Annotated in this window: 20 protein-coding genes and 2 pseudogenes; 12 read left to right on the forward strand and 10 right to left on the reverse strand. The window is 55.8% G+C overall.

Features of this window, described 5'->3' with window-relative positions; all coding sequences use genetic code 11:
• The first annotated feature begins 123 nt into the window (after positions 1-123).
• From RZA33_RS15975 to RZA33_RS15985, 3 genes are all read left to right on the forward strand, one after another.
• Positions 124-1,794: a hypothetical protein gene (locus tag RZA33_RS15975; protein WP_317508703.1), complete on the forward strand. Its 1,671-nt coding sequence runs from the start codon at positions 124-126 to the stop codon at positions 1,792-1,794.
• 59 nt (positions 1,795-1,853) lie between these two features.
• Positions 1,854-2,300, forward strand: coding sequence for a hypothetical protein (locus tag RZA33_RS15980; RefSeq protein ID WP_317508704.1), 447 nt, complete (start codon positions 1,854-1,856; stop codon positions 2,298-2,300).
• A 102-nt stretch (positions 2,301-2,402) separates the two neighbouring features.
• Entirely contained in the window at positions 2,403-3,041 is a 639-nt protein-coding gene (locus tag RZA33_RS15985; RefSeq protein WP_317508705.1) for a hypothetical protein, read from the forward strand.
• A 57-nt stretch (positions 3,042-3,098) separates the two neighbouring features.
• On the opposite strand, the gene recD is transcribed toward RZA33_RS15985, so the two are convergent.
• Entirely contained in the window at positions 3,099-5,417 is a 2,319-nt protein-coding gene (gene recD, locus RZA33_RS15990; protein WP_416337878.1) for an exodeoxyribonuclease V subunit alpha, read from the reverse strand.
• A gap of 32 nt (positions 5,418-5,449) precedes the next feature.
• Positions 5,450-9,214, reverse strand: coding sequence for an exodeoxyribonuclease V subunit beta (gene recB / locus RZA33_RS15995; protein WP_317508707.1), 3,765 nt, complete (start codon positions 9,212-9,214; stop codon positions 5,450-5,452).
• A 431-nt stretch (positions 9,215-9,645) separates the two neighbouring features.
• Here recB and RZA33_RS16000 point away from each other — a divergent pair.
• A pseudogene (locus RZA33_RS16000) lies at positions 9,646-9,750 on the forward strand (IS481 family transposase); the annotation flags it as partial.
• A gap of 100 nt (positions 9,751-9,850) precedes the next feature.
• On the opposite strand, the gene RZA33_RS16005 reads toward RZA33_RS16000, so the two are convergent.
• The 6 genes and pseudogenes from RZA33_RS16005 to RZA33_RS16025 form a co-directional block, all read right to left on the reverse strand.
• Positions 9,851-10,519 (reverse strand): DUF3226 domain-containing protein, encoded by a 669-nt coding sequence (locus RZA33_RS16005; RefSeq protein WP_317508708.1) that lies wholly within the window; start codon positions 10,517-10,519, stop codon positions 9,851-9,853.
• The gene (locus tag RZA33_RS16010; RefSeq protein ID WP_317508709.1) at positions 10,519-11,697 is read right to left on the reverse strand and encodes an AAA family ATPase; all 1,179 of its coding nucleotides are present in this window, start codon (positions 11,695-11,697) and stop codon (positions 10,519-10,521) included. Before RZA33_RS16010 ends, RZA33_RS16005 begins: the two co-directional genes overlap by 1 nt.
• Positions 11,698-11,882: 185 nt before the next feature.
• Positions 11,883-12,008: pseudogene (locus RZA33_RS19935) on the reverse strand (UvrD-helicase domain-containing protein); the annotation flags it as partial.
• Positions 12,005-12,532 (reverse strand): hypothetical protein, encoded by a 528-nt coding sequence (locus tag RZA33_RS16015; protein ID WP_317508710.1) that lies wholly within the window; start codon positions 12,530-12,532, stop codon positions 12,005-12,007. The pseudogene RZA33_RS19935 and the gene RZA33_RS16015, both read right to left, overlap by 4 nt.
• Entirely contained in the window at positions 12,529-12,837 is a 309-nt protein-coding gene (locus RZA33_RS16020; protein WP_317508711.1) for a nucleotidyltransferase domain-containing protein, read from the reverse strand. Before RZA33_RS16020 ends, RZA33_RS16015 begins: the two co-directional genes overlap by 4 nt.
• Positions 12,838-12,941: 104 nt before the next feature.
• Positions 12,942-13,235, reverse strand: a complete 294-nt coding sequence (locus RZA33_RS16025; RefSeq protein WP_317508712.1) for a nucleotidyltransferase domain-containing protein — start codon at positions 13,233-13,235, stop codon at positions 12,942-12,944.
• A gap of 120 nt (positions 13,236-13,355) precedes the next feature.
• Here RZA33_RS16025 and pncB point away from each other — a divergent pair, with 120 nt between their 5' ends.
• Complete coding sequence (gene pncB, locus RZA33_RS16030; RefSeq protein WP_317508713.1) at positions 13,356-14,549, forward strand: nicotinate phosphoribosyltransferase; 1,194 nt, start codon at positions 13,356-13,358, stop codon at positions 14,547-14,549.
• A 24-nt stretch (positions 14,550-14,573) separates the two neighbouring features.
• On the opposite strand, the gene recC is transcribed toward pncB, so the two are convergent.
• Positions 14,574-18,185, reverse strand: a complete 3,612-nt coding sequence (gene recC / locus RZA33_RS16035; protein ID WP_317508714.1) for an exodeoxyribonuclease V subunit gamma — start codon at positions 18,183-18,185, stop codon at positions 14,574-14,576.
• A 144-nt stretch (positions 18,186-18,329) separates the two neighbouring features.
• On the opposite strand from recC, the gene ilvD reads away from it, so the two are divergent.
• The 4 genes from ilvD (at position 18,330) to RZA33_RS16050 (ending at position 21,943) form a co-directional block, all read left to right on the forward strand.
• Positions 18,330-20,012, forward strand: a complete 1,683-nt coding sequence (gene ilvD, locus RZA33_RS16040; protein WP_317508715.1) for a dihydroxy-acid dehydratase — start codon at positions 18,330-18,332, stop codon at positions 20,010-20,012.
• 112 nt (positions 20,013-20,124) lie between these two features.
• Complete coding sequence (gene chrA, locus RZA33_RS16045; RefSeq protein ID WP_317508716.1) at positions 20,125-21,321, forward strand: chromate efflux transporter; 1,197 nt, start codon at positions 20,125-20,127, stop codon at positions 21,319-21,321.
• 148 nt (positions 21,322-21,469) lie between these two features.
• A complete protein-coding gene (locus RZA33_RS19940) occupies positions 21,470-21,679 on the forward strand; it encodes a hypothetical protein (protein ID WP_416337879.1) in 210 nt (69 codons plus the stop codon).
• Between the two features lie 87 nt (positions 21,680-21,766).
• Positions 21,767-21,943: a hypothetical protein gene (locus RZA33_RS16050; RefSeq protein ID WP_317508717.1), complete on the forward strand. Its 177-nt coding sequence runs from the start codon at positions 21,767-21,769 to the stop codon at positions 21,941-21,943.
• A gap of 66 nt (positions 21,944-22,009) precedes the next feature.
• Here the strand turns inward: RZA33_RS16050 and RZA33_RS16055 are convergent, their stop codons facing one another.
• Entirely contained in the window at positions 22,010-22,282 is a 273-nt protein-coding gene (locus RZA33_RS16055; RefSeq protein WP_317508718.1) for an XRE family transcriptional regulator, read from the reverse strand.
• Between the two features lie 220 nt (positions 22,283-22,502).
• On the opposite strand from RZA33_RS16055, the gene purE reads away from it, so the two are divergent.
• The 3 genes from purE (at position 22,503) to RZA33_RS16070 (ending at position 25,941) form a co-directional block, all read left to right on the forward strand.
• Positions 22,503-23,018 (forward strand): 5-(carboxyamino)imidazole ribonucleotide mutase, encoded by a 516-nt coding sequence (gene purE / locus RZA33_RS16060; RefSeq protein ID WP_317508719.1) that lies wholly within the window; start codon positions 22,503-22,505, stop codon positions 23,016-23,018.
• Positions 23,019-23,029: 11 nt separating this feature from the next.
• Complete coding sequence (locus RZA33_RS16065) at positions 23,030-24,163, forward strand: 5-(carboxyamino)imidazole ribonucleotide synthase (RefSeq protein WP_317508720.1); 1,134 nt, start codon at positions 23,030-23,032, stop codon at positions 24,161-24,163.
• 203 nt (positions 24,164-24,366) lie between these two features.
• On the forward strand, positions 24,367-25,941 hold the full coding sequence (locus tag RZA33_RS16070; protein ID WP_317508721.1) for a sensor domain-containing diguanylate cyclase: 1,575 nt from the start codon (positions 24,367-24,369) through the stop codon (positions 25,939-25,941).

The following is a 25,941-nucleotide window of genomic DNA, read 5'->3' on the forward strand; positions in this document are numbered from 1 at the left end:
TCGCCACGCTGGTAGGCCTCACTTAGCACCTGCTGCTCATTAGGTGTGAGTGCGATAAAGAGCCTTGTCATGAGGGGGTCCTAGACTGGGGGAACAAGTGCTCTTTATATAAGAAAATTTATAGTGAGTCACTTACATGATAGTGATAATGTTATAAAAGTTTACAATAGTGCTATGGATGAAATTGACTCTGTTTATCCTAAACTTTGCAGCTCTGATCCTAGTATAGAACAACCTGATGGATGGGTGTCAGATTTGATACTCGAAAATCTAAACATACCAAAAGTGAAAATTAAAGAGTCAAAAGTAAGAGATGATTCAAGTGCATATAGGTTAAGCTTTAGAGATCTTATGAAACTGCTTTATCTGAAGCAAAAAAAGGTTGCTAGCGAGAATTTAATGGATGCCTCTAATGGCGCTGTTCTGAATAAAAATGTAGAAGTACAGAAATTTATATATGGTGTGCACGATGATCAGTTATCTGAATTGAATCTTGAGTTGCAGGTTAATACTAAAAGATACAATGTGTTAAATGAAAGAAATAATAGTATTCGTGATTTCTTAAGGTCTACGGATTCTTTAAATGTAAGTGAAGATGATTTTTACGATTTAAAAAATAGTGTTGGAAGTATTAATGCTGAGATAGAAAAGTTGATAAATGAAAAAAACGAAGCTAGCTATATATCGAAAGAGTTTAAGAGAGAGTTGAGCGAGCTAGATATTTTCTTAAAGAAGACGAAGGAAAAGTACCAGGAAAATAATGTTAAAATAAATAGTCTGATTCGTTTGAAGTATACCTATGAACATGATTTGCAATGTATAGATGCTTCGAAAAAATTTAAGAAGCATAAAGTCGAATTTACACATGAGGGAGCTTTTGAGTGCCCATTGTGCGAATCTAAATTAAGTATTGATTCTCCCGTCTTAACAGAAGAAGAAGTCGAAAATGAAATTAGATCATTAAGAAATAGGATAGTAGGGTGTAAAACATCACTAGAAAGGCTGTATAACCTCCAGGACAGCTTAAACGCTGATATGAGAGAGTTGGAGGTAACTATTTCAAGCATAAGAGGTAAGTTTGATAGGGATAATGTTCTTATTATATCGCCATTAGTAGAAACTATTAATACCATGCACAATAGTAAAAAGCTTGTGTACACAAAGCTTGCTAGTGCCGAGAAAAATATTAAGCTTCAAAAAAAGCTTGATGAGTCAGTTAAAGAAGCTGCCAACTTAAAAAAGACAATATTTTTTATTAAAGAGTCGATAAAAGGTATGGAGGAAGAGTTAAAAAATATTGACGATATTATTTATGGTATCGCAGGTGAGTTCAGATACCTTATGAGTCATTCTAAATTATCTAATAACTATGGTTCCACTATAGATAAAAAATTCATGCCTGTCTTTAGAGATAGAACATATGCCAAGATTTCATCTGGTGGTGTAAGAACGATAATGTCAGTTAATCTATATCTATCAAGATTAAGATATCTAATTAAGAATGGTGGTAATTTGCCTACCTTCTTAATGCTTGATACTCCAGGTCAAAATATTGGTCGGTATGCTAGGGTTAAGAGTGTTGAAGATAATGTTTCAGATCCAGCTGTTTATGAAGAAATTTATAAGCAAATAGTAGATGTTAAGAAGCTGTCTGATAAGCATGAAATAAAGTATCAAATTATTGTAGTCGATAATGATTTAGCTAACTGCCTCAACAATGAAGACTATCATTTAGTGAAAAGATTTGATAAAAGTGGTGCTGAATATGAGAAAGGTTTGATATTTGATGCTTAAAGATTATATGTTTAGCTTTAATTTTGACACCCTTATCCACCTCGCTGAGAGATATGGGTATGATTGAAATATTGAAAGAGTTTGTTTTTTTAGTACCATATGTAACCTCGTTCGGCGTTGCTATTGCTATGATTCAGTTGTGGAGAACTGCAACGCAGGCGGTTACTACTTTTGAAGATTCTATCTCGAAGGAATACAGAGAGATTACCCGAAGAATTCCATACAAAGCTTTGGTTGGAATCGATATGAGTGACAATGAAAAAGCCGAAGCACTTAATGAGATCTATAATTATATGGATCTTTGCAATGAACAGATTTTCCTTCGCAAAGCTAAGCGAGTCCGTAGGAGCACCTGGAATGACTGGCAAGAAGGAATGCGAAGCAATTTTGGGCTGCCGTTTTTTAGCGAGACCTCAGAAGAAATTATGAGGATGCTGCCAAAGACTTTTAATGAGCTTAGGCGCGTAAGGGATACTGACTACAGCACGGATCCAGGGAAATGGTAGCACACAACAACTGCAGGCATAGCAACTTCTTTTTTCTTTCAGCTATGCCCTTTTTATAATGCTGCGCTTGTTGCGGCTATTAGTGTCAGAGGAGAGTGGTATTTGGTTTCTGGCGAAATTTTAATCGCTTTACTTGGGTCCGCAGTTGCGGCCTCATTAATCACGGCGCTATTTGCGAAGGCGCAGAGTGATAAGAGCGCAGTGGTTGATAACATCATTAAGGAACGTAAGGCGTGGCGGGATAAGTTGCGAGCTTTAGTATCTGAGACAGAGTCCGCTTTTGAGGCGAGAAACTCCAATAGTGTTGCTAGTATCGAGGCCCAGCTAGTGGTCTTGCTTAACCCATACGACAAAGATGATCTCGATATCATTCGTGCTCTAAAACAGATCCCTGGCAGTTGGGAGCAGGCAAGTTTTCAAGAGTTTATGGATAGGGTAGCATATCTATTAAAGCACGACTGGGAGCGGGTAAAGCAGGAATCGACTACGCGGATTAGCCCTCAAACTCTTGCTCTAGCAAGTTTCGTTTTTGGGTTAATTATTTTTTTTACGGCGTTGGTATTTGACCTGGGAGCCGAATTGCTTATAGCCAGGCACCTAGCCTTCTGGCTTTCTGGAGTTTTCATTACTGTCGCCGTTGTCTCGAACCGCCCGCGAGGGAAATTTACTGCAAAAAAAATTCTGTGCTGGATAGCTAATGAACCATACCGCGAACCATATAAGGATCGGGATAAGCGCTAATAAGAGCTTAAACTTGGACGCACCTTACCCTGCGTTGCGCGTCGTTGACTTTGGCCGTTAATCCTTCCCACTAACCCTCATAACCTCCCTAGTCACCGCATCATTCAATATCCCACGCTTAGCTTCGATTAGCGTGAGCCATTCGCGGGCGCGGGTGATGCCGGTGTACACCAGTTCGCGTGTGAGAATCGGATTGGGCGTTTGCGGTAGCAGTAGGGCGGTGTGCTGAAACTCGGAGCCTTGGGATTTGTGTACTGTCATCGCGAACACGGTTTCTACCGCGTGTAGGCGGGAAGGCAGCACCCAGTGGATTGGGTTTTCTGTGTCGCTGGTCGGAAAGGCGACTCTTAAGAGCGATCTTCCTGGCGCTCCTGCTGAAGAGCGTGGATCAGGTACTGCCATTGTGATGCCGATATCGCCATTCATTAGTTTCAGGCCGTAGTCGTTTTGGGTGACCAGCAGCGGGCGGCCTTCGAACCAGCCTTTCTCTAACGTGTGGTCGTTGCCAAACAGCAGCTTTTCGCGGCGCAATGTTTTGGCGATGCGCAGGTTTAAGCCTTCTACTCCCCAGGGGCCTTTGCGGAGTGCGCATAGCAGCTGAAAGCGGCTGTAAGCCTTAAGTACTTCCTTCGCCCAGGTATCGTAAGCGTCGCCGTTATCTTCAAACGCTAGCGATGTATCAGGCCGTTTACTCGCCAGGGTATTCAGGTAGAACTGGTAGCCGGTGGGCGGTGCAATTGGCTCGCACTTGAAATTGGTGCGGCCTTCGCCTGCGTTTGGAAAACGTTGCGGGTTGCCGGTGATCACCAGGCGCTCCAGGGCGCTGTCTTCGTTTTGTGCGTCTGGCTTCAACACTAAATGGTGCAGGTCGGCGTAGCCGTTATTCAGTACGCCATGCACGGCTTGGTGTTTATCCCGTTCCCGCAATGCCTCACTTAACGGCTGGTTAATCGCCTGGGCGAGCTGGCCGATGCCGCTTGTTTCAGTAAAGCGGTGGCTTACCCGCAGCATGGTAATAGCTTGGTCCAGCGGCTGGCCGTCCGGGTCGATTAATGCCTCCGGCAGCGGGTGGTCGGTGAGTTCGGCTAGCCACTGCGCCGTGGCGGGGGTGTAGTGGGCGGCGTCGGCGCGGCGGCACAGGTCGCCCAGCACGGCACCTGCTTCCACGGATGCCAGCTGGTCTTTGTCCCCCAGCAGCACCAGTTTGGCGCTGGCGGGCAGGGCGCTGAGCAGCGCCGTCATCATTTCGATATCCACCATCGAGGCTTCATCTACCACCAGCACATCCAGCGCCAGCGGGTTGGCGGCGTTGTGGCGGAAGTGGCGGGTGTCGGCTCTTGCACCAAGTAGGCGGTGAAGGGTGGTGACTTCTGTGGGGATGGCTGCTTGTAGTTGGGCGGTGCTTGAATCGTCGTCGAAGTGTCGAACCAAAGCTGATGCTCCCTCCCACAAGGCGGCAAGTTTCTCTGTGGGTAGCAGTTCCACCTGCCCGGCGATGGATTCATTTAGCCGTGCGGCGGCTTTGCCGGTGGGGGCGGCTAGGCGAATGCGTAACGGGTGGGCGTTGGGCTGGGCCAATTGCAGGGTTTGCAGCAGGGCCAGTAGGCGCACCACGGTGGTGGTTTTGCCGGTGCCGGGGCCGCCGGTGATGATTGCGAACGGGCTGCGGGCGGCGAGGGCGCAGGCTGCTTTTTGCCAATCTAGGGTGTTGGTGGCGGGGAATAGGGTATCTAGGGCATCTTTGAGTATTTGGGGGTGACTATCGTCACCCATCGCCCAATGAATTGGGCTCCTACAAAGGTCATCGCCATCCTTTATTGTGAGACGGTTGGCGATTTCTTGGTGCAGGGTTTGCTCGAATTGCCAGTAGCGGCGTAGGTAGAGTTTGCTGGTGTTGCCGCTGTAGCTCACTACCAGCGGTGTATTGCCGGGGCCGTCGCTGATCAGTGTGGGGTGGTTGAGCGCGGCCTGCCATTCGGGCAGCGTTAGCGTGGCCAGCACATGGCTGGGTAGCGGCGGCGGGTCGTTTAGGTCGTCGCCTTCCGGCGGCAGCGAAAGCGCAAAATCCGGGGCTTCCAGCGTCGCGGCTACATCCAGACACACATGGCCACGGCCAAGCTGGTGGCTGGCAAGCGCCGCGCCTAGCAACAGCAGCGGCGGGGCATTTTGGGTTTCGCGGTCGAGAAAGCGCACCAGGGCCAGATCCAGATCCCGCAGCCAGCCACGGGAAACCCAGCGTTCACACAGTAGGAATAGCGCGGCGGTGTCGCTTAGCGCGGGGTGCGGCTGGGCGGCTGATTCTGTCGGTGGTGTTGCCGATGCGGTTGAATCAGGTGCCGCCGGCGGCGCGTCATCGGCGAACAGGTCAAGGTTCATGGCGCTGTTCTTGGAGGCTAAGTCACGCTTACTCATACTACCGACTCCTGATGGGGTGCTGCAGTTTCTGCCGCTGTGCCGGTAAAGAGTGCATCCAGCGCTTCGATCAGCGCTACCGGTGCAGGCACGGCGTGAACGCCGCGGGCGGTGGTGCGGCTGCCGCGCAGAAATACGGTCATCGAACCGCCCAGGTGCTGGTGCGGGTCGTAGTCGGGCAGGCGCGCTTTGAGTAGCCGGTGCAACGCAAGCAGATAAAGCGCGGCTTGCAGGTCGTAGCGCTTTTCAAGCATGGCGTTACGCAGGGCTTCCGTCGTATAGGCGCTGTCGTCGCTGCCCAGGTAGTTGGATTTCCAGTCGAGCACGTAGAAGCGGCCTCCATGCTCAAAGGCGAGGTCGATAAAGCCTTTGAGCATGCCGTTGAGGGTGTCGGCGTCCAAGACGGGGCGTGATACCCCTGGCAGTAAGTGGTTACTTACCAGCTCATCCAGCTTGCGCGTTTGTACCTGGTGCGCAGCAAACCAGAACTCCAGTTCCACCTGATAGCTTTCGAGTTCGCATAGCGCCACCTGATCTCCCTCGCTGGGCTTTGAAAGGGGCAGGGGAAGCGGCGTGGCGAGCAGTTCTTCAAGCCAGCCTGTCAGAGTGTCGTGCCATGCCTGCCAGCCGCGCAGCTGCACGCGCCGCCGCAGCATGTCTTCCCGTGCGGCGGGGGCTTCTAGTGCTTTGTTAAAGCCTAGCTGGCCTGCCCACTCTAAAAGCCCATGCAGAAACGTTCCTGGTCCTGGGCCACGCGGAAACCGGTGCAGGTGAAACGCTTCGGTGTTGATGGCGTTGTCGTGGGGCTCATCCAGCACTTCCAGGGTGGTGGCTTCCTGGGGCGTGGTGGGTTCCGGCGTGGGCGTTGGCTGCGCCGCGCCGTGCATAACTTCTGAGACAGCCCCTGAGGTGCGCAGCGCCGAGTAGCTGGCGATCCACCACTGTTCACGGGCGGGGCGCAGCGGGGTGCGGGCGTTGCCCAGTGCCTGCTGCTCCGGCGCTGGGGTGAAGCGCAGCGAGGTGAGTTCCGGGGCGGCACTTAAATCGATATCGCTGCCTTTCACCAGTTCGCCAAGCGCGTGGGTAAACGCGCTGGGGGCAATGGCCTTGCCGCCGTTGATTAGGTGGCCAATGGCGCTGTTCTCGCTGCCTTTTAGCGGCGCCAGCCCCAACCAAGTGGCGTGGCGGGCGCGGGTGAGCGCGACGTAGAGTTTGCGCAGGTCTTCGCCTAGGCGTTCGCGGTCGGCGGTGGCCAGCGTGGCTTCATCGGCGCTCAGGCTGAGTTGCAGCGTGCCGTCGCTGTCGTGCCAGCGCAGCGGCAGGTCAGTGTCGCTGACCGGGCGGTGGTTGGCGATAAACGGCAGGAACACCAGCGGGTACTCCAGCCCCTTGGATTTGTGAATGGTCACTACTTTGACCAAGTCGGCGTCGCTCTCCAGGCGTAGCTTGTGGCTATCGCCGTGGCTATCGGGGTCGGCAATGGCTTCGGCCAGAAAGCGAATAAGCGCGTGTTCGCCATCCAGTTCCTGGCTGGCGTGCTGCAGCATTTCGCCCAGGTGGAGCAGGTCGGTTAGCAAACGCTCACCCTCGGCGAACTCGCCTAACAGCCGCGCGGCGATATCAAAATCGACCATCAATCGGCGCACCAGCGGCAGTACGCCCTGGCGCTGCCACAGGCGGTGGTAGTCGCTGAACTGCTCGACCCGCGCTTCCCAGGCCAGCTCGCTCTGGTTGAGGTGGTCAAGTGCGTCAAGGCTCAGCCCCATTACCGGCGTTGCCAGGGCGGCGCGCAGCTTGGCTTCCGCTTGGCGGGAGTTGGCCTGGGGCTCGGCGCAGGCGCGCAGCCAAATGGCTAGCTGCGGGGCAATGGGGGAACTGAACACCTTGTCGTGATCGGAAAGGTAGACGCTCTTGATGCCTCGGCTGGCCAGCGCCAGCCGAATCGCCCGGGCTTCCTGCAGGCCGTTGACCAGCACGGCCATGTCTGAGGGCGCCAGCGGAGTGAGTGATTGCTCTTCGTTATCGCCTCTGTCATCAGCGGCTTTCGCAAAGCCCTTCGCAAAACCCGCTTGCTGTTTACGGCCAGCTTCCAAAAGCTCGGCCATGTGCGAGGCGCATCGCTCGGCCATCTCCGTTTGGTAGGCGGTTTTGGAGAGCGGCTCGTCGCTTTCAAGCGGCCAAAGGGTCATCGCGGGTAGCGGTTTGCCTTTGAGTATCAGCGTATCCTTGGTGCCTTTGGCGTTGACGGGGTTGAACGGCAGCGGGTTGCCGCCACCGTCATCGCGGAACAGGAAGGCGCCGGCATCGTGCTGGTCGGCGTAGCTGAAGCAGTGGTTGACCGCTGCCACCATGGCGCGGCTGGAACGGAAGTTGGTGCCCAGCGTGACGTGGCGGCCATCGGTGTCTTGGCGTGCCTGCAGGTAGGTGAAGATATCCGCGCCGCGGAAGGCGTAGATGGCCTGCTTGGGGTCGCCAATCAGCAGGATGGCGCTGTCGCGGCGGGGCGTTGCGACGTCATACACCGCGTTGAAGATGCGGTACTGGATCGGGTCGGTATCCTGGAACTCGTCGATCAGTGCCACGGGGAATTGGCGCTGGATCTGCGCGGCCAGGGCCTCTTTGTTGGGGCCTTTCAGGGCGCGATCCAGATGGGTGAGCAGGTCATTGGGGCCCATCTCGGCGCGGCGCTCCTGTTCGCGCTCCAGCCGGGCGCGGCACCATTGTACGGCGTGAATCAGCAGGTCGTTGCGTGGCTCGGGCAGGGCATCCAGCGCTTTGGGTAGCTGTGCCAGCGCTTCCCACGCTTGCGGGCAGGGCGGTGCGCCGTCTTTCCAGATATCCGCCATGCCGTCCGGCGTCATGCGTTTCCAGGCGGCGTCGGTGAGCGCGGGGCGGTCGGCCTCCGTGTCGCACCACTCGCGTAGTGCGCCTAGCCAGTTGGCGCGGCTTTTGGCGTTGAAGCTTTGGCCCTTGAAGGCTTTGCGTGTGGCGGCCTCTTCCAGGGCGGGCACCAGTTCGTCCAGCCAGGCGGGCCAGGGGGCTTTGAGCTCGTTGAGCTTTGCGGCGCGTTCGGCCTGGGTGGCGGCCAGAGTCTCGCTGGGTTCGGGCTTTTCGTCGCCCAGCGCTTCGCTTTCGGGCAGTAGCCGTTGCAGCGGGGCGTGAAGGTCGTCCGGTGATTTCCAGTAGCGGGTGACAATGCCGAGGGCGTCGCTGTCTAGCGGGTAGTAGAAGCTGCGCCAGTAGTCGCGCACCACTTCCTGTTCCAGCTCGCGCTGGTCGTTCTCCAGGTTGAGCGAGAACAGGCTGCCGCTGTCGAAGGCGTGTTCGCGCAGCATGCGGTAGCACCAGCTGTGGATAGTGGAAACCGCGGCTTCGTCCATCCATTCCGCGGCCAGCGCCAGGCGCCGCGAGCAGGCGGACCAGGTAGCGGGGTCGTATTGGTCGCGGAGTTGGAGGAGTAGTGGATCTGCCCCTTCGTCTACGTCCTCAGCTCGAAACACATCCGCTGCTTCTACCAACCGGTTGCGGATGCGTTCGCGTAGCTCCTGGGTGGCGGCGTTGGTGAAGGTGACGACCAGGATTTCCGGCGGCGTGAGCGGGCGGATAAACGCGGTGTCATCATCAACCCTGTGGCCACCAAGGACCAGCCGCACGTAAAGCAGGGCGATAGTGAAAGTTTTACCGGTGCCAGCGCTAGCCTCTATCAGTCGGCTGCCGTGAAGCGGTAGGGTGAATGGGTTGAGTGGGGTGGGTTGGGTCATGCTGCACGCTCGCTCGCTATTTGCCTGTTGTGTCCCACTGAATCATGGACACTTCAGATAATGCTATCACGCTGTGCTAAAGAGCGGCGCATCCTGAACACTGCTTGCACTGACTTACGCTATGCCTGGGAGGGCTGGTTGTTTTAGAAGAACTGCTGTCTCTACAGCCGGATTGAGGAGATATTTATTAACCTAGGCCGCCCGGTGTTCAAACACTTGCCGAGCCATTCGTATGCCACGCAAATGGCGTGCCTGACGCGCCGCATACCGTCAGGCTGCGTGTGGTGACTACTTGCTTGAGTAAGGATGTCAAGCAACAATGAACGCTTACGGGTCAATACCCAACTGCTCAAGCAGAGGCGGCACCTCGTCCTTGATCTGCCCGGCGTTTTTTGGCCTGCTGGCAGCTGCTGGTGTCCCGTGCAATAGAGCTGCACCACCAGGCACCGATTACAGCAATAAAAGAATGGCAGGCCAAAAAGCCAGAGCTATTTACCAAGCGGGTAGTTAATCATCCGGGATCCGACAGTTACTGATACTGAAAGAAGGTTGTTTCAACATTAAGGTGATATTGATCAGGTTTAGAGTTTTGAGAACGGCTTTTTTTGAAAAAGGATACTTAAATGTCAGGGTATATTAGCGATAGACGGCTTCAAGCCAGGTGTTCAGACCCGCATGCAGGGCACTCTGCCCGTCCAGAAGGTCGGCCTCAACGGCATAGTACAGCCCTTCACCAGGTCGCCCCTGCCAAGCCAGCCAGGTCGCTACCTCGGCCTTAGGGCGCCGTAGCGCTTTGAACTTGGCAGGCCAAGGCAGCTCATCGATCACCCGAATGGCATGATCGAACCACGGTCGTTCGGCTGCCGTCAGGCATTGGGCCATCCAGTGTTCCAGCATACCTTCATCGGCATTGTTGGGCATAACCCAGAGCCCCAGATCGTTCAAGCCATCATCATGACTGAATAGCAGCCCGTCCGGCGACCGTGCCCCAGTGGTTCTTCGTCGATAGCCATACTCACCCACAACATTAGAAAACTGCCTGACGGTCCGCTCGAAGCCACCGCCATGCACATGGCTATCGGCATCCAGCACCACGGCCAGCCTACCATCCTCGCGATCAATCAGGTTCTCGAGCAGCGTCGGCAGGGTATGGAGTGCCGCCTGCTTGGTGTCTCGATTGGCACCGAATCGCCGCGGCGGCGCTACTTCCACGTGAGTATCTAGATTCAGTGAGCGGCAAAGCGCCTCGAAGAATCCGCGGTCCGCTTCGCCCTCGACCAGCAGGATATGATCACTCACCGCCATCACCGCACCTCGATATCGGCTTCGGTGATCTGGTAGAGCCGATCTTCATCGAAAACCGTGGCGATGGTCTTGCCGACATCGCTCTTGCGAGCGCTCTTGCCCACCCGGAACAGCACGCCCTCAGTAGATGAGTGATCCAGAGCAGACTGGGCGAAGGTCTGGATGCAATCCCAACTGTGTGTCGTCGCAAACACCTGGATATCCAGGCGCTCGGCCAGTTCGAACACCAGATCCCATACCTTCTTCTGCACACTGTAGTGCAGCCCATTCTCGAACTCGTCGATCAGCAGAATCCCCCCCTTGGCAGGGAACATTTTCAGCACCAGTTGCAGGAGGCGCAGCATGCCATCCCCCATGCTGCTGAGCGGCACCGGCTCCTCGAAGCCCTGCAGCCTCACCTTGGCCGTGCGCTGAGCCTGTCGGCGTCGCTGCCAGCTACCCGAGGGCTCGCGGCGTGAATAGCGGTCATCCTTGCTGACGAACGCCAGATCCTCGAATTCCGGTGCGATGATCCGCAGCACGGACTTCAAAGTTTCCTCATGATCGGTCAGGGCCACCTGATCCCACTCGGCCGCCAACTCATCCATGTCCACGAAGCGGGTTGGGATATAGCTGCAGGGCAAGGTGTCCGCTAGCTCCGGGCCACGCATGCGCGATCCGATGACCCCATTCATCTTCTGGAAATCCAGAAGGGTGGACTTCTGCCCCTTGTGCAATAAAAGCCCCTGGCTGACAAGCGAGTCGATCTCCTCATCGGCCAACTGGGCGGGAGGCACGGCACGACGCCGGTTGCGTGTGACCGTGGCACCGTCTTGGTCAACCGTCTGCTCTTCGTACTCCAGAATCAGCACATGCTGAATGGTCAGCCTCTGTCGATCGGGCAACTCACCTATGTCGATGGCGTCACCGCCTTGAGGAAAGCGCCGTCCGGTAAACAGGTGCTCGAAGGGCAGCTCCCCTGCCTCCGCCTCATCGTCGAGGAAGAAGCGCTCATCGTGATCCGCGGCGATCTGCTCAAGCACCGTGCGATGGCCGCTGGTGGCATAGAGCCGCAGGGCCTCCAGCACGGTGGACTTCCCAGAATTGTTCCTGCCGACGACGAGGTTCACCCGTCCCAGCTTCTCGACCTGGAAGTCCTCCAGTGCACGGTAGTTCTTGATCACGAGTGACTGCAGCATGCGGGAGTCTCGATGGGATAAGTGTCAACGATCTAGCCGAGACTATCATTTGACGGCGAAAAGTGCACGGCGGGGTGCGACATGCGCGCGATAGGCCAAGGTATTTCATCCCATGGTCCCGGACCACAGTAGTTGGAAATCACGCACTAGATCCCTGCTTCTCCCCTCGCTGACCGTAAGCAATGGAGCACCAGCCGCACATAGAGCAGCGCGATGGTGAAGGTTTTGCCGGTGCCAGCGCTGGCCTCTATCAGTCGGCTGCCGTGGAGCGGGAGGCTTAGTGGGTTGAGAGGGGCTGGTGGCTGGCTCATAAGAAGATACTGTCAAACTCAGCGGAAAAATCAGGGCTGGCTGGGAAGATATGGAGCTGCTCAGCGTTCCATGCCAAAAGACGTTGAGACGTCAGTAAAAGTATATCGGTGAGTTCGTTTAGTAGATTGAAGTGCTCCGCTATCTGGGCGTAGTCAGTCGAGTAGTCATGTGCCGCGATATTGCGGATGGCGCGGCAGCGTTGCCAGTCACTTGTTGCGTCAATCACGCCTTGTTTTTCAAACAGCGCAAGTACCTTGAGAAAGCTGTCGGTGGATTCACCTGCAAGCAAGGCGCTGTGGCGCATAGTCGAGGCGATAGAGTCTTGCAGCTTGGCAAACCGTTCATTGATGGCGGCAAGTGTTTCGAACAGCGCCACATCTTTTTTATGTTCAGCCAGCCACTCTCCCTCAATCGGCCAAGAGATTTTGTTACGTGACTGTTGCAGAAACCAGGCGCAGCGCTGAATCGCTTCCAGCAGCTGGGCAAGATAGCGTTGTTGGTCGCTAAGAACGTCCTGATTCATGCCGCTTCCTCATTTCCAATCGGGCTCGACTGTGCCAAGGCTATTGCTTGGAAAGGTGTGGGATCAGCCGTCGAGACATATGTCACGATATCTACAGGCAGTTGGAGGCGTTGTTCGAGCGCCATTTTGAGTTCGGCACAAGCAAGCAGCGGTATCGTTGTCTGGGAGATCAACAGTAGATCAACATCGCCGCCTCGCTTGTTATCATCAAGGCGCGAGCCAAACACATGAACGTTGATATCGGTGCCCATGAATTCGTGCACGCCTGAAAGAATGGCGGTGCGCTGTGCTTGAGTAAGACGCATAAAGATAGCTCCTTGCTTGTTAAAGCCTAGCACTGAATATATTAGAGCCCCGCCACCTAGTAACCTAACGCCAAGTCACTCCGGGAACATTCAGTTTACGCTACCTAGCCAATCGGGCGCGCTTCGGCTAAGACGCTTGCTTGGGTGGGGCTTGGCTCATCAGCCGATGCATAGGTGATAATTGCCACCGGCAGTTTGAGATATTCTTCGAGTACCCCTTTGAGTTCGTCACAAGCATGGGGCGATATGGCAGTTTTGGACGTTAATAACAGATCAATGCCGCCGCCTCGCTTGGAATCATCGAGTCGTGAGCCAAACACATGCGTTTCTACACCATCACCAATAAACTCGCTCACGCCAGAAAGAATGATTGCGCGATGTGTTTGGGTAATACGCATGAAGTCAGCTCCTAAACTGTATGAGAGCCCCGCCACCTGATAATCTTGTCGCCGAGCCACTTTGGGTGCATTTTAGTTTACGCTACCGGCGGCTTCGGTTCACTCTAACGATGGGATCTCATGCTGACATCGCTGCTGGATAATGACTTCTACAAGATCACGATGCAGAACGCCGTGATCAAACGCTTTCCTTATGCCCATGCGCGCTACGCCTTTATCAATCGTGGCGAGCACGCTTTTCCTGACGGCTTCGGTGCTGAACTACGCCGCGAAGTCGATAAAATGGCAGATCTTCGCCTACGCGATGACGAAAAGCGCTATCTTGAAACCACTTGCCCCTATCTCGACCCTACGTACCTCGACTTCCTCGCCGGGTTCCACTACAACCCTAGCGAAGTCATTATCGAGCAGCAGGGGAGCGATCTTTCGGTGATCATCGAAGGGCCTTGGTATCGCACCATTCTCTGGGAAGTGCCGCTGATGGCGCTGATCAGCGAGCTTTGGTATCGCGTGCGCGGCGTAACGATCACGCCTGATGCCGATGCGCTAATCGAACAGCGCGCCCAGGAGAAGATCGAACTTTACCGCCGCTTAGGGCTGAAAATTGCCGAGTTCGGCACCCGGCGGCGCTTTTCGTTTGACGTTCACGACCGCGTGGTGGGCGCACTTGGCCACTATGGCGGCGAGGCGTTCAGCGGCACCAGCAATGTGCTGCTGGCCATGCGCCACGGCGTTAAGCCGATCGGCACCCACGCCCATGAGTGGTTTATGTTCCACGGTGCCCGCTTTGGTTTCAAAATGGCCAATAGCCTGGCGCTGGAGCATTGGGTGGATGTGTATCGCGGTGATTTGGGTATCGCCTTGACGGATACCTTTACCTCCAAGGCCTTTTACGACAGCTTCGATAAGAAGTTTGCCAAGCTGTTCGATGGCGTTCGCCACGATAGCGGCGACCCTTTCGAGTTTGCCTCCCAGACCATCGCGCACTATGAACGCCTGGGTATCAATCCGCTGAGCAAGACGATTATCTTTTCCGATGGGTTGACGCCGGAACGGGTTGAGCGCATCCAAGCCTTTTGTCAGGATCGCATCGGCATGGCGTTCGGGATCGGCACCAACTTCACCAACGATGTGGGCGTCAAGCCAATGAACATGGTGGTGAAGATGGTCGAGGCACGCCCGGAAGGGCAGGGCTGGCTGCCGGTGATCAAGCTTTCCGATGTGGCGGAAAAGAACACCGGCGACCCGGAGATGATTGCCCTGGCGAAGCGGATTTTGTCGCTGAACCGCAAGGATCCTGAATGCGCTTTATGACCATTAGGCTTCGGGACCAAACACCTAGCTCTTCACGGAGCGGTGTAAGGGCGCGTAGAGCGCTTCGGTCAATGAGGCAAAGCTGTGGCCCAAAGCGCTCTCGCTAAATAGCCGTTCAAAGCTCGGCCATTGGTGGGAGAGGTAGGCGCTTTGAGCGACTTCGCCGGTCTGAAAGCGGCCGCCTTCGTAGGCGGTTTCGGCGGCGGCGTAGGCGTCGCTGTCCGGTTCTGATTCCGGGGTGCCTTGTTTGGCCAGCCAGGCAAAAGCGGCTTGTGGGGCCAGCGGTAGCGGGGCACGCATGCCATCGCACCAGGCGCCAAGCAGGGCGTCTAGCTGGTAGCGGGCATTGTCGGCTGCTAGAGGCTCCAGGCGGACGTGACCTGCTTTGGAAAGCAGCTGGGTGGTCATCGGGTGCTCAATATTGCCCGCCAAGTGAGCAACCCAGGGCCGCAGCAGGTGCTGCCAGCGATACTGACCACGGCCGCGCCCTTGGCTGATCAAGCTGCTGCTAAGCAGTAGCAGGCGGCAGCGGTTGCCCTCGTTGTCTTCTCGCAGCTCGCCTAGCCAATCTTCCAGCGTTACCCGTCCTTCAGCACTTTCAACCACGTGCACCGCCTGTGGCGCTGCGACGGCCTGGGGCCACTCTTGCAGCGCCTCTTCGTAGGCACCAAAGAGCGCGTCCATCGGCTCGGCCAGCGCTTCGCGCATGCGTTCGCCAAAAGCGCCTACGGCTAGCACGCCTTGGCCTTTAAAGCGTTCCAGTTCTGCATGCAGCGCTTCGATACGCGGCTGGCCGTTATCCATGGCGTGGCGCTGGGCGGCGATTAGCTGATCCTGCAGTTGCCAGTTTTGCAGCCCGTCTAACGTGAAGGGCTCAACGTCCAACTGCGTTAGCTCCTCTTGTTCGAAGTAGACCCCCAGGCGGGCGTTGAAAAACGCCTTGGCCGGTTCGCGCAGAAAGCTGCCCAGCTGGTTCAGGGTTAACGTGGCTTGCTGTTCCGTGTCTGTTTCAAGCGGCGTTGGTGTTGTGCTTGAAGAGTTGGCATTTCTTGGGGCGTGCAGGGCGTGCCATTCGCGGGCATAGGTAAATAGCCGCGCCTGGGCGGGGGAGTCGCTGGCTTGTTCGGTAAAGTAGCGGCGGCTGAAGGGCTGCAGTGGGTGCTCAGTAGTCAACACTTCCAGCAGCGGTTCTGCGTTTGTCGTGCGCCAGCCCGCTTCAAGATGATCGCGCAGCTGACCCACCAGTACCGAGGGCGGCATGGGGTTGTTGTCGATCTGACTGCGGCCCACCCAGCTAATGTAGAGCTGCTGGCGGGCGGAGAGCAGCGCCTCCAGAAACAGGTAGCGATCATCTTCCCGCCGGGAGCGGTCGCCGGGGCGGTAGTCGCTGCCCATCAGGTCAAAGTCCAGCGGCGGCTGGGAGCGCGGGTAATCGCCGTCGTTCATGCCCAGCAGGCACACATGCTTAAAGGGGATAGCGCGCATGGGCATGAGCGTGGCGAAGTTGACCGCCCCGGCCAGAAACCGCTGAGAGAGGCTGTGCTCGTCGATCTGCCCCAGCCAGTGTTCACGCACCATGGAGAGCGGCAACGGATCAAAAAGCTCGGCCTCTTCGGTGCTTTCCAACAGCTGCTGCAGCGCGGTTTCCAGCTTGGTGAGCATGACGCTCTCTTGGGCGTCGTCGGTTAGAAAGTAGGTTTCCAGCAGCTCTCGCAGCCGTGCCACCCAGCTGGCGGCGTCGGTGGGCTGGCAGAAGGTTTCCCAGGTACTTTCCAGCTTTTCCAGTAGGGTTGCCAGCGGGCCTGCTAGCGATGCTTCCAGGCCGCCAATGTCATCAAACGGCTCAATACCTTGCCACGCGTCAGCACTGCCGACGGCGTAGCCCAGCAGTAAGCGGCGCAGGCCAAAGGCCCAGGTGTTTTGGGTCAGCCCCTCGGGTAGGTCCAGCCGGGTACGCTGCTCGGCGTTAAGCCCCCAGCGGATGCCTGCGCCCTCAATCCAGCGGCTTAGGGTGGGCAGGTCGTGCTCTGCAATGCCAAAGCGGGCGCGCAACGCGGGCACTTCCAATAGGTCTAAAAGGTCGCTCACCGAGAGGCGCAGCTCCGGCAGGCGCAGCAGCTTTTCCAGCGCGATCATCAGCGGCAGACGATGGCGGCTTGCCTGATCCGAAAGGGTGTAGGGTATATAACGCGGATCTTCGTAGTGGGCGTTATAGCTGGTGCGGAACTGGCCAAATACCGCCTCGATATGCGGCGCGTAGCGGTCGATATCCGGCACCATAACGATGATATCCCTTGGGCGTAGGTCCGGGTCGGCGCTGAAGGCGGCGAGCAGCTGGTCGTGAAGAATCTCTACTTCCCGCTGCGGGCCGTGGGCGATATGAAACACGATGGAGTCGTCGCTGGCCGGTTCTAGCGCGGGCCAGTGATCCTGGGTTTCTGCCACCGGGCGCAGCTCGCGGATATCATCCTGCAATTGGCTGAGCAGGCAGTTACGTTCTTCGCCGCTAAAGGGTTCGAACATATCGATGCGCAGCGCCTGTTGTTCAAACAGAGTTTGATAATTGCCAGAATCGTCATGCTCATCGAGCAGGCGAAGATAGTCGCGGCCCTGTTTGCCCCAGGCAGCGAGCAGCGGCTGGGCGTGAAGGTGCAGGGCGTCGTCGGCATCGCCGGTGCCCAGCACATCCAGCGCTTCGGGCATGCCCGCTTTGCGCCGCTGACGGTAGCGGCTGGCGCGGAGCAGGTCCTTGTGCTCGATAATATCCGCCCAGTAGAACTGGCAGGGGTTGTGCACGCAGAGCACAATCTGGCAGCAGCGGGAGAGGGCCGCCAAGGCTTCCAGGGTCTGTTGCGGCAGTGACGAAATACCGAAAATAATTAGCCGCCGGGGCAGGCCGGGCGGGCACTCCTGGCCTTCCAACTGCTCGGCGGCTGCCAAAAAACGGCTATGTACCTGGGCGCGGCTGCTGTTAAGGCCCGCTTCGCCCAGCGTATTGGCCACATCGTCCCGCAGTGCACGCCACAGCTCTGGCTGCCACAGCTGGTGCGCTTCCAGCGGGCGGGCTTCGCCACGGGCGGTGATGAGCACATCGTTGCCTTTCGCCCAGGCGTCCAGCCAGTCGGCGCGGTAGACCTGGTACTGGTCGAACAGATCCGCCAGCCGCTCGGCCAGTTGGTAGTGCTTGCGCTGGTCTCGATCGACGTCTAAAAAGCGCGCTAGCGGCGCGAAAGCCTCCTGCTTGGCCAGGCTGGGCAGCAGGCGCAGCAAACGCCATATCAGTCGCGACTTATCAAACGGCGACGTCTCAGGCACCGCTTGGGCGTCATGGGTTAGCTGCGTCAGCACCGTGCGGTAGGCCTGCCATAGAAAACGCGCAGGCAGCGTGACGTTAAGCGCCGCGGCAATGCCCGCTCCGCCTTGGGCCGGGTCTTCCGCTAACGCCAGTTTTAGCCACTGCCCAATGCCGTTGCTCTGCACCAGAATGGTCTCATTCTCCAGCGGGCCGAGCGGGTGGCCGCGCATCCACTCCACCGCCAGGCCGCGCAAATCTTCCAGGCGATTGGCGTGCACCACCATAAAGCCCGGCGTTAACGGCGTTAACGGCGTATGCGAGAGCAGCGAGTTTGCGGACATGCACGATTCCTTAATGGATGGTGTCTTCAAGGCAGGGACGAGTGTGGCTCAGTGTATGGTGCCATAAGTTAATCATCTTGCGGGATGAGGATAATATCGCCAAGCTATGCAAAAATACCGTGAACAACGCTTAGAGAGAACCTAATGACCGAGCCGACTAATAACTCCCGCAGCCACTCTTCACAAGTGGTCGATGGTCCTGGCAAAGCCGCCAGCCGCGCCATGCTGCGCGCCGTGGGCTTTAACGATGCTGATTTTAAAAAGCCTCAGGTGGGCATTGCCTCTACCTGGAGCATGGTGACGCCTTGCAATAGTCATATTAACGAGCTGGCCGAGTTTGCCCGCGATGGTGCCGACGCGGGCGGTGGTAAGGGGGTGATCTTTAACACCATTACCATTTCCGACGGCATCGCCAACGGCACTGAAGGTATGAAGTACTCCTTGGTGTCGCGGGAAGTGATTGCCGACTCCATCGAAACCGTGGCCGGTTGCGAAGGCTTTGATGGCTTAGTCGCCATTGGCGGCTGCGATAAGAACATGCCGGGCTGCCTGATGGGCTTGGCGCGCTTAAACCGCCCCAGCGTGTTTGTTTATGGCGGCACCATTATGCCCGGCAAAGGGCATACCGATATCGTGTCAGTTTTCGAGGCCATGGGCGCCCACTCCCGTGGTGATATCGACCTGATCGAACTTAAAAATATCGAAGAGACGGCGATTCCTGGTCCCGGCTCCTGTGGCGGCATGTACACCGCGAATACCATGGCCTCGGCGATTGAAGCGCTGGGCATGAGCCTGCCGGGTAGCTCGGCGCAAAATGCCATCTCCCAAGAGAAACGCGACGACTGCAAAGCAGCAGGCGAGGCGGTGCTGGCGCTGTTAGCAAATGACATCAAACCCTCCGACATCATGACCCGGAAGGCGTTTGAGAACGCCATTACAGTGACTATTGCGTTGGGTGGTTCTACCAACGCCGTGCTTCACTTGATTGGAATGGCGCGCACGATTGGTGTGGAACTGACCCTGGCGGACTTTACCGAGATTGGTAAACGCGTGCCGGTGCTCGCCGATTTGCGCCCCAGCGGCCATTACATGATGAGCGAGCTGGTGGCGATTGGTGGTATTCAACCGCTGATGAAAATGCTGCTTGACGCTGGGCTGCTCAATGGCGAGTGCTTAACCGTTACGGGTAAAACCCTAGAAGAAAATCTGGCCGAGGTCGAGCCTTATCCCATTGAGCCACCGATCATCGCGCCGCTGGGTAACCCGATTAAAACCGAAAGCCATTTGCGTATGCTCTACGGCAACCTGGCACCGGAAGGCGCGGTAGCGAAGATTACCGGCAAAGAGGGCACTCGCTTCACGGGTTCGGCGCGGGTGTTTGGCTCTGAGGAAGAAGCCCAGGCGCGCATTAACGATGGCACCGTGGTCGCGGGCGATGTGGTGGTGATTCGCTATGAAGGGCCGAAAGGCGGGCCCGGTATGCGCGAAATGCTCACACCGACCTCGGCGATTATGGGCCGTGGTTTGGGTAACGACGTGGCACTGATTACTGACGGCCGCTTCTCCGGTGGTAGCCACGGTTTTGTGGTCGGCCATGTGTCGCCGGAAGCCTTCGACGGCGGCCCGCTGGCGCTGGTGGAAGACGGTGATACCATCACCATCGATGCGGAAGCCGACACCATCGATGTTGATCTCTCCGACGAGGAGCTGACGCGCCGCCGTGCCGCCTGGCAGCAGCCAGAGCCCCGCTATACCCGCGGTGTGCTGGCTAAATATGCGCGCTTGGTGAGTTCGGCCAGCACCGGGGCGGTAACCGACCAGGAATAATCCATGTTGTCGTTATGAGCGTATCTTTATGAGCTCGCTGTCATAACTTGTTAAAGCGCAAGGCTTACTATAAGAGCCTTGCGCTTTTTTTATGGGATTAGAGGTGACGCAGATGGTAGAGCAAACGCAGCTACGTGGGCGCATAGGCGAGGTGTTTTGGGCCTTCTTAGCGCTGGGCTTAACGTCCTTTGGCGGCCCGGTAGCGCACCTGGGGTATTTCCGTACCGCGTTTGTGGAGCGGCGCCAGTGGCTGACCGAGCAAGCCTATGCTGACCTGGTGGCGCTGTGCCAATTTTTGCCTGGTCCCGCGAGCAGCCAGGTTGGCTTTGCCCTGGGCTTACTGCGCGCAGGCCCTTGGGGGGCGGCGATGGCCTGGCTGGCGTTTACACTGCCCTCAGCGATTATCCTGGTGCTGTTTGCGTTTGGTGCGGCGGTGCTGGATGGCCCCATTGCCAACGGTATTATTCACGGCTTAAAAGTGGTGGCGGTGGCGATTGTGGCCCACGCGGTATGGGGCATGGCACGCAATCTTTGCCCGGATAAAACCCGTACCGGGATCGCGCTTGCGGCTGTATTTACAGTGGTGTTGGTGAGCGGACCGTTGGGCCAGGTTGCGGCGATTATATTGGGTGGCTTGGTTGGGCTAGCACTTTGTCGCAATAGCACGGCTGCTACAAGCAGTGAGTCGCTGCATTTTTCGGTATCCCGCCGGTCAGGTATGGTGGCGCTGGGACTGTTCGCCGGGCTGTTGGTTCTGCTGCCGTTACTGGCCGGAGCGGCTGCTTGGCTGGATATCGCCGATGCATTTTACCGCTCTGGCGCATTAGTGTTCGGCGGTGGGCATGTGGTGCTGCCGCTACTAGAAGCTGAGGTTGTGCAGTCGGGTTGGATCACGCCGGATGAGTTTTTGGCCGGTTACGGCGCCGCTCAGGCAATACCGGGGCCGCTGTTTACCTTTGCCGCTTATTTGGGCGCGCTGCTGCCCGGGATCAATGGCTTCGTCGGCGCTTTACTGGCGCTGCTGGCGATTTTTATTCCCGGTTTTTTGCTGCTGGTGGGCGTGCTGCCGTTTTGGAATCAATTTCGCCAATGGGATAGTGCCCAGGCGTTGATGCGCGGTGCCAATGCAGCGGTGGTGGGTATTTTAGGCGCGGCGCTCTATCAGCCGGTTTGGACGAGTGCAATCATTGGTGCAGAAGAGTTTGCGCTGGCGCTTACTGGTTTCTTGCTATTAACCGTATGGAAGCTGCCCGCTTGGGTAGTGGTCGCTATTGTGGCGTTCGCAGGAATATTCATTTCGTTGCCGTAGATGCCATAGCAACACACAGCTGCATAGGCTAATGCATTATCCACTGCTAGATAAATCGGCCGACTCAGATTTTACCTACGCCTTCATTATCTTCTACGCTGAAATCATACGAGTAACGTCAAACTAGGGAGAAGATATTATGACAGACATGGGAGTCTGCGCTTGTCCGGGCTGTGAGCATCAAGTTTCAAGCGAGCATGCGGCTATCACTGAAGGGCGTGCTTATTGCTGTACTGCTTGCGCTGCTGGGCATCCAGCGGGCATGGAGTGTATTCATGAAGGATGCGCATGCAATGAGCTCAATCGCCCACCGGCGGGTGAAGACGTGTTAGAGGAACCCAGTAATACTCAATTTTAAATGCTCAGTTTTAAATGCTCAGGTTTTAAATACCCAGCTTTACAACTGGCACGATATTAAGCATTCCTAATTGATAAGGAGGTTATTATGTCCAGACAAGCCCGTATCGACCCTATCTACGATGCTAAGGATCTTAATGAAAAGATCGTTGGGTGGACGGTGGTGGATGTGACGCAGCCAGACAATGAGGTTGTCGTTTCTGAGCACACGTCTAATAAAGAGGCGATTCAAGCTGCCGAGGCGCTAGAGCAGCGTGAAGACTAGCCAACATTAATGGATGTAATAAGACAACGCCTCGCTAGAAGCGAGGCGTTGTCTTTATGGTTAATGCTATGGCATCTCCAGCTCCAAGGTGCGACGTAGGACATTGAGTTCATCAATGCCTAGATGCTCTAGCCTTCCGGCGAGCAGGTCGCTGATCTTTTGCACTGGAAGCCCAGCCCTGCGGGCTATTTCGCGGCTTCCCAGATCTGATACGGCGATCAGGCGGGTGATAATACGCATAAGGCGCGTACGTTTTTCTAAATCCCTGACGTCGAGGTCAGGGCTGCTTCGCGGGGGATCAAGCTGTTCCGCATTCGCAGTTGCGCGTGCCGTGCTCATGTAGCTCCTACAGTCTGAAGTGACAAGCACACAATGCCGCTAACGGGGTCGCTTTTCAATGCCTATTTTGATGAATATTTCGCGGCGATAGCAACGCCCAGAAAGGGACTAGCTCTGGTAAACTATCCGCCTTCCTATTTTAATGTGTGCCGCGTTGGTACACGCTACTTTATCGAATTTTTAGCGCGCTTTTAAAGGCCGTTGGGCCGAGGAGTTTTGCATGTCGTCGAACAGCGCACCCAAGGTGGGCGTGATTATGGGATCCAAGTCTGACTGGCCGGTCATGGAGCACGCCGTCTCTATGCTGGAACGTTTAGGCGTCGCCTATGAAACCCGCGTTGTATCAGCTCACCGCACGCCTGACCTGCTGTTCGATTACGCTAAAAGCGCTGCCGAGCGCGGCTTGCAAGTGATTGTAGCGGGTGCGGGTGGTGCTGCTCACTTGCCTGGGATGGTGGCATCGCAAACGCCACTACCGGTGCTGGGTGTGCCGGTAGAATCCAAGTCGTTGAAAGGCTTGGATTCGCTGCTCTCAATTGCGCAAATGCCGGGCGGCATCGCGGTGGGCACCTTGGCGATTGGTAAAGCGGGCGCGACTAACGCGGGTTTGCTGGCGGCACAAATTGTCGGCCTGCAAGATGCCGCCGTACGCAGCGCGGTAGAAGCGTTTCGCACTGAGCAGACGCAGAAAGTCCTCGATAACCCGGATCCGCGCCCCGAGCCGGAAGCAGAATAGGAGGCTCGTCCATGGGTTTAGGTATTACCAAAAACATCGGTGTTTTGGGCGCAGGTCAGCTAGGCCGCATGTTAGCGCTGGCGGGTTATCCGCTGGGTAATCGCTTTACCTTTCTGGATACCACCGGCAACCCTAGTGCGGGCATTGGCGAGGTGATTGTCGACCCTAATAACCAACATTTGGCTGAGTTTTTGGCCAACGTTGATGTGGTGACTTACGAGTTTGAGCACCTGCCCGTGCAACTAGTGCGCGAAATTGAGCAACATAAGCCGGTTTACCCCAGCAGCCGCGCCATTGAAGTGTGTCAGAACCGGGTCGAAGAGAAGACCCTGTTTGATCGCTTAGGCATTCCCACGCCTGCCTATCGTGTGGTGGAAAGCGCCGAGCAGTTAGAAACCGCCGCCCGTGAACTGGGTTGCCCGGTGGTAGCTAAGTCGGTCACTGAAGGCTACGACGGCAAAGGCCAAGCAGTCTTGAAAAAGCCCGAGCAGGCTGGTGAGGCGTGGAACGCTATCGGCCATTCGCAGTTGGTCGTTGAGGCCTTTGTCGATTTCGTGCGCGAAGTCTCGATGATTGCTGTGCGCGGTCGCGATGGCGAGGTGGTGTTCTACCCGATGGCTGAGAACCAGCATGTGGATGGCATCCTGCGCTACTCCGTGGCGCCGCTGCCGGACCTGGACGAAAGCGTTCAGCAAACCGCTGATGGCTATATTCGTGCGCTGCTTGATGAGCTGGATTACGTGGGTGTGCTAGCGCTGGAGCTGTTTCAAACCCGCGATGGTAGTCTGCTCGCCAACGAAATGGCGCCCCGGGTGCATAATTCCGGCCATTGGACGATGGACGGCGCAGTGACCAGCCAGTTTGAAAATCACTTGCGTGCGATACAGGGCCTGCCACTAGGTGATACCCAGGCGATTGCGCCCACCTGCATGATTAACGTGATTGGTCGTGAAGGTGACAACGCGGCGATTCTAGCGCTTGCTAATGCTCACCTGCACCGTTACGACAAAGATGAGCGCGAAGGGCGCAAGCTCGCCCACATCAATATCCTAGCGCCTAACCATGCCGAACTGCTGGAGAAAGTTCGCATCTGCAGCGCTCTACTGCCGGGGGCGCCGCAGCCTGCCTTAAGCTTTTCTATTTAACACTGATTCTTAACAATGGTTCTTAACACTGGTTCCCAAGCTGCTTAACTAGCTTAGCCTAGCCTAAGCGGCTTTTTGAACAATGTTAATTAAACAACGTCACAACTTATATCGCTAAAAGTACTTAAATGCGCTAAAAAGGAACTAGGAAAAAGTCAGCCATTTTGCTGACATTAATAGTTTCTTTTTGGTGAGTAGTCAGTATGCCTGAATCATCAACCACTGGAACGCAATCTGGGCTGCGCAGTGGTTTCCATCGCGATCATCATGTCACTGTAAAACGCTTACATAGCGAGAAAGTACGCCTGCTGTACGACAATCTTTGGCAACCGGTGCTGAGCAGCGTGCTGGCGGGAATACTGTTAGTGGCAGCAATGTGGCCTGTTATAGCAAGCGAGGTGTTGCTCACTTGGCTTGCTTTATTGATCCTCGTTTCGATGGCTCGCCTTGCCTTGGCCTTCTATTTCCGCCGTTTACCTGCGTACCAACAGCAGCGCCGCCGCTGGCTCTACCGGTTTAGTGTCGGTGCCATTGCCGCTGGCTGCGTGTGGGGCGCTGGTGGCGTTTTTCTATTTACCGGCGAAAACCATGGCCAAGTGGCGGCGCTTTCGATTGTGTTGGCGGGCATTACAGCGGGTGGAATAACCACGCTTTCGGCCGTTTGGTGGGTGGCTCTCGGTTTTGTGCTACCGATTTTGTTACCGCTGTTAGTGCAGTTTTTACTCTTAGGTTCGCCGCTGGCAATCTTGATTGGTGCCATGCTAAGCCTATTTCTCGGCTTGATTGTTATCACCAGCCGTCGTTTAAGCCACATTATTCACGACAATATTGCCCTACGGGTGAGTATGTCTGCCCGCGAAGCGCAGCTGCAAAAGAGCGAAAACCGTTATCGCTCCATCTTTCAAAAATCGCCGCTGGGTGTGCTGCATTTTGATGAGCATGGTCAAATTACTGACTGTAACGACAAACTATTGGAAATCCTCAATGTAAACCGCGCGCAGCTGCTTGGCTTTCAAATGCTATCTCGAGCGGCGGATGTTGACGTGGCGCATGCGGTACGTGAAGCGCTAAGCACAGGTAGCGGTTATTACGAAGGGACTTACTATCTGCCGAAAGCAAGCGAAGGAACACCGCTCCGCGCATTTTTTAATGGTGTACACAGCACGGGCAACGAGATGGTCGGGGGCGTGGCGATAATTGAAGATTTTTCGGAGCGAAAACGCGCCGAAGCAATCATCTACCACCAAGCGTTTTATGATTCTCTTACCGATTTGCCTAACCGTCGCTTGTTTATTGAGCGTTTGGAAACCCTTTGCGATGCAACACAAACCAAACAGCAAAGCGGGTTTTTGATGTTTTTAGACATGGACCGTTTTAAGTTGATTAATGATACATGGGGCCATGCCACCGGGGATGAGTTACTGATACAAGTGGCCCGGCGTTTAGAAAGTTGCCTGCTCGAAGGCGGTATAGCCGCACGGCTTAGCGGCGATGAGTTTGTGCTGCTGGCGCTATTCGATGAGGGGCCAGAGGAGGCTTTAGAGGCGCACGCTGATAACTATATGCGCACGGTGCAACAGGCTCTCTCACAACCCTATCGACTTTCTAATCGTGAGATAGACGTAACACCCAGCATAGGGTACACCCGCTTCACGGCTGCCGCCTGTGACCACGAAGAAGTGCTCAAACAGGCGGATATAGCGATGTACCGTGCAAAAACAGAAGGACGGGCACGGCTATGCCGCTTTCAGCCCTGGATGCGGGATACGCCGCATTAA

Source organism: Halovibrio sp. HP20-59 (genome assembly GCF_033052795.2).
GTDB lineage: Bacteria > Pseudomonadota > Gammaproteobacteria > Pseudomonadales > Halomonadaceae > Vreelandella.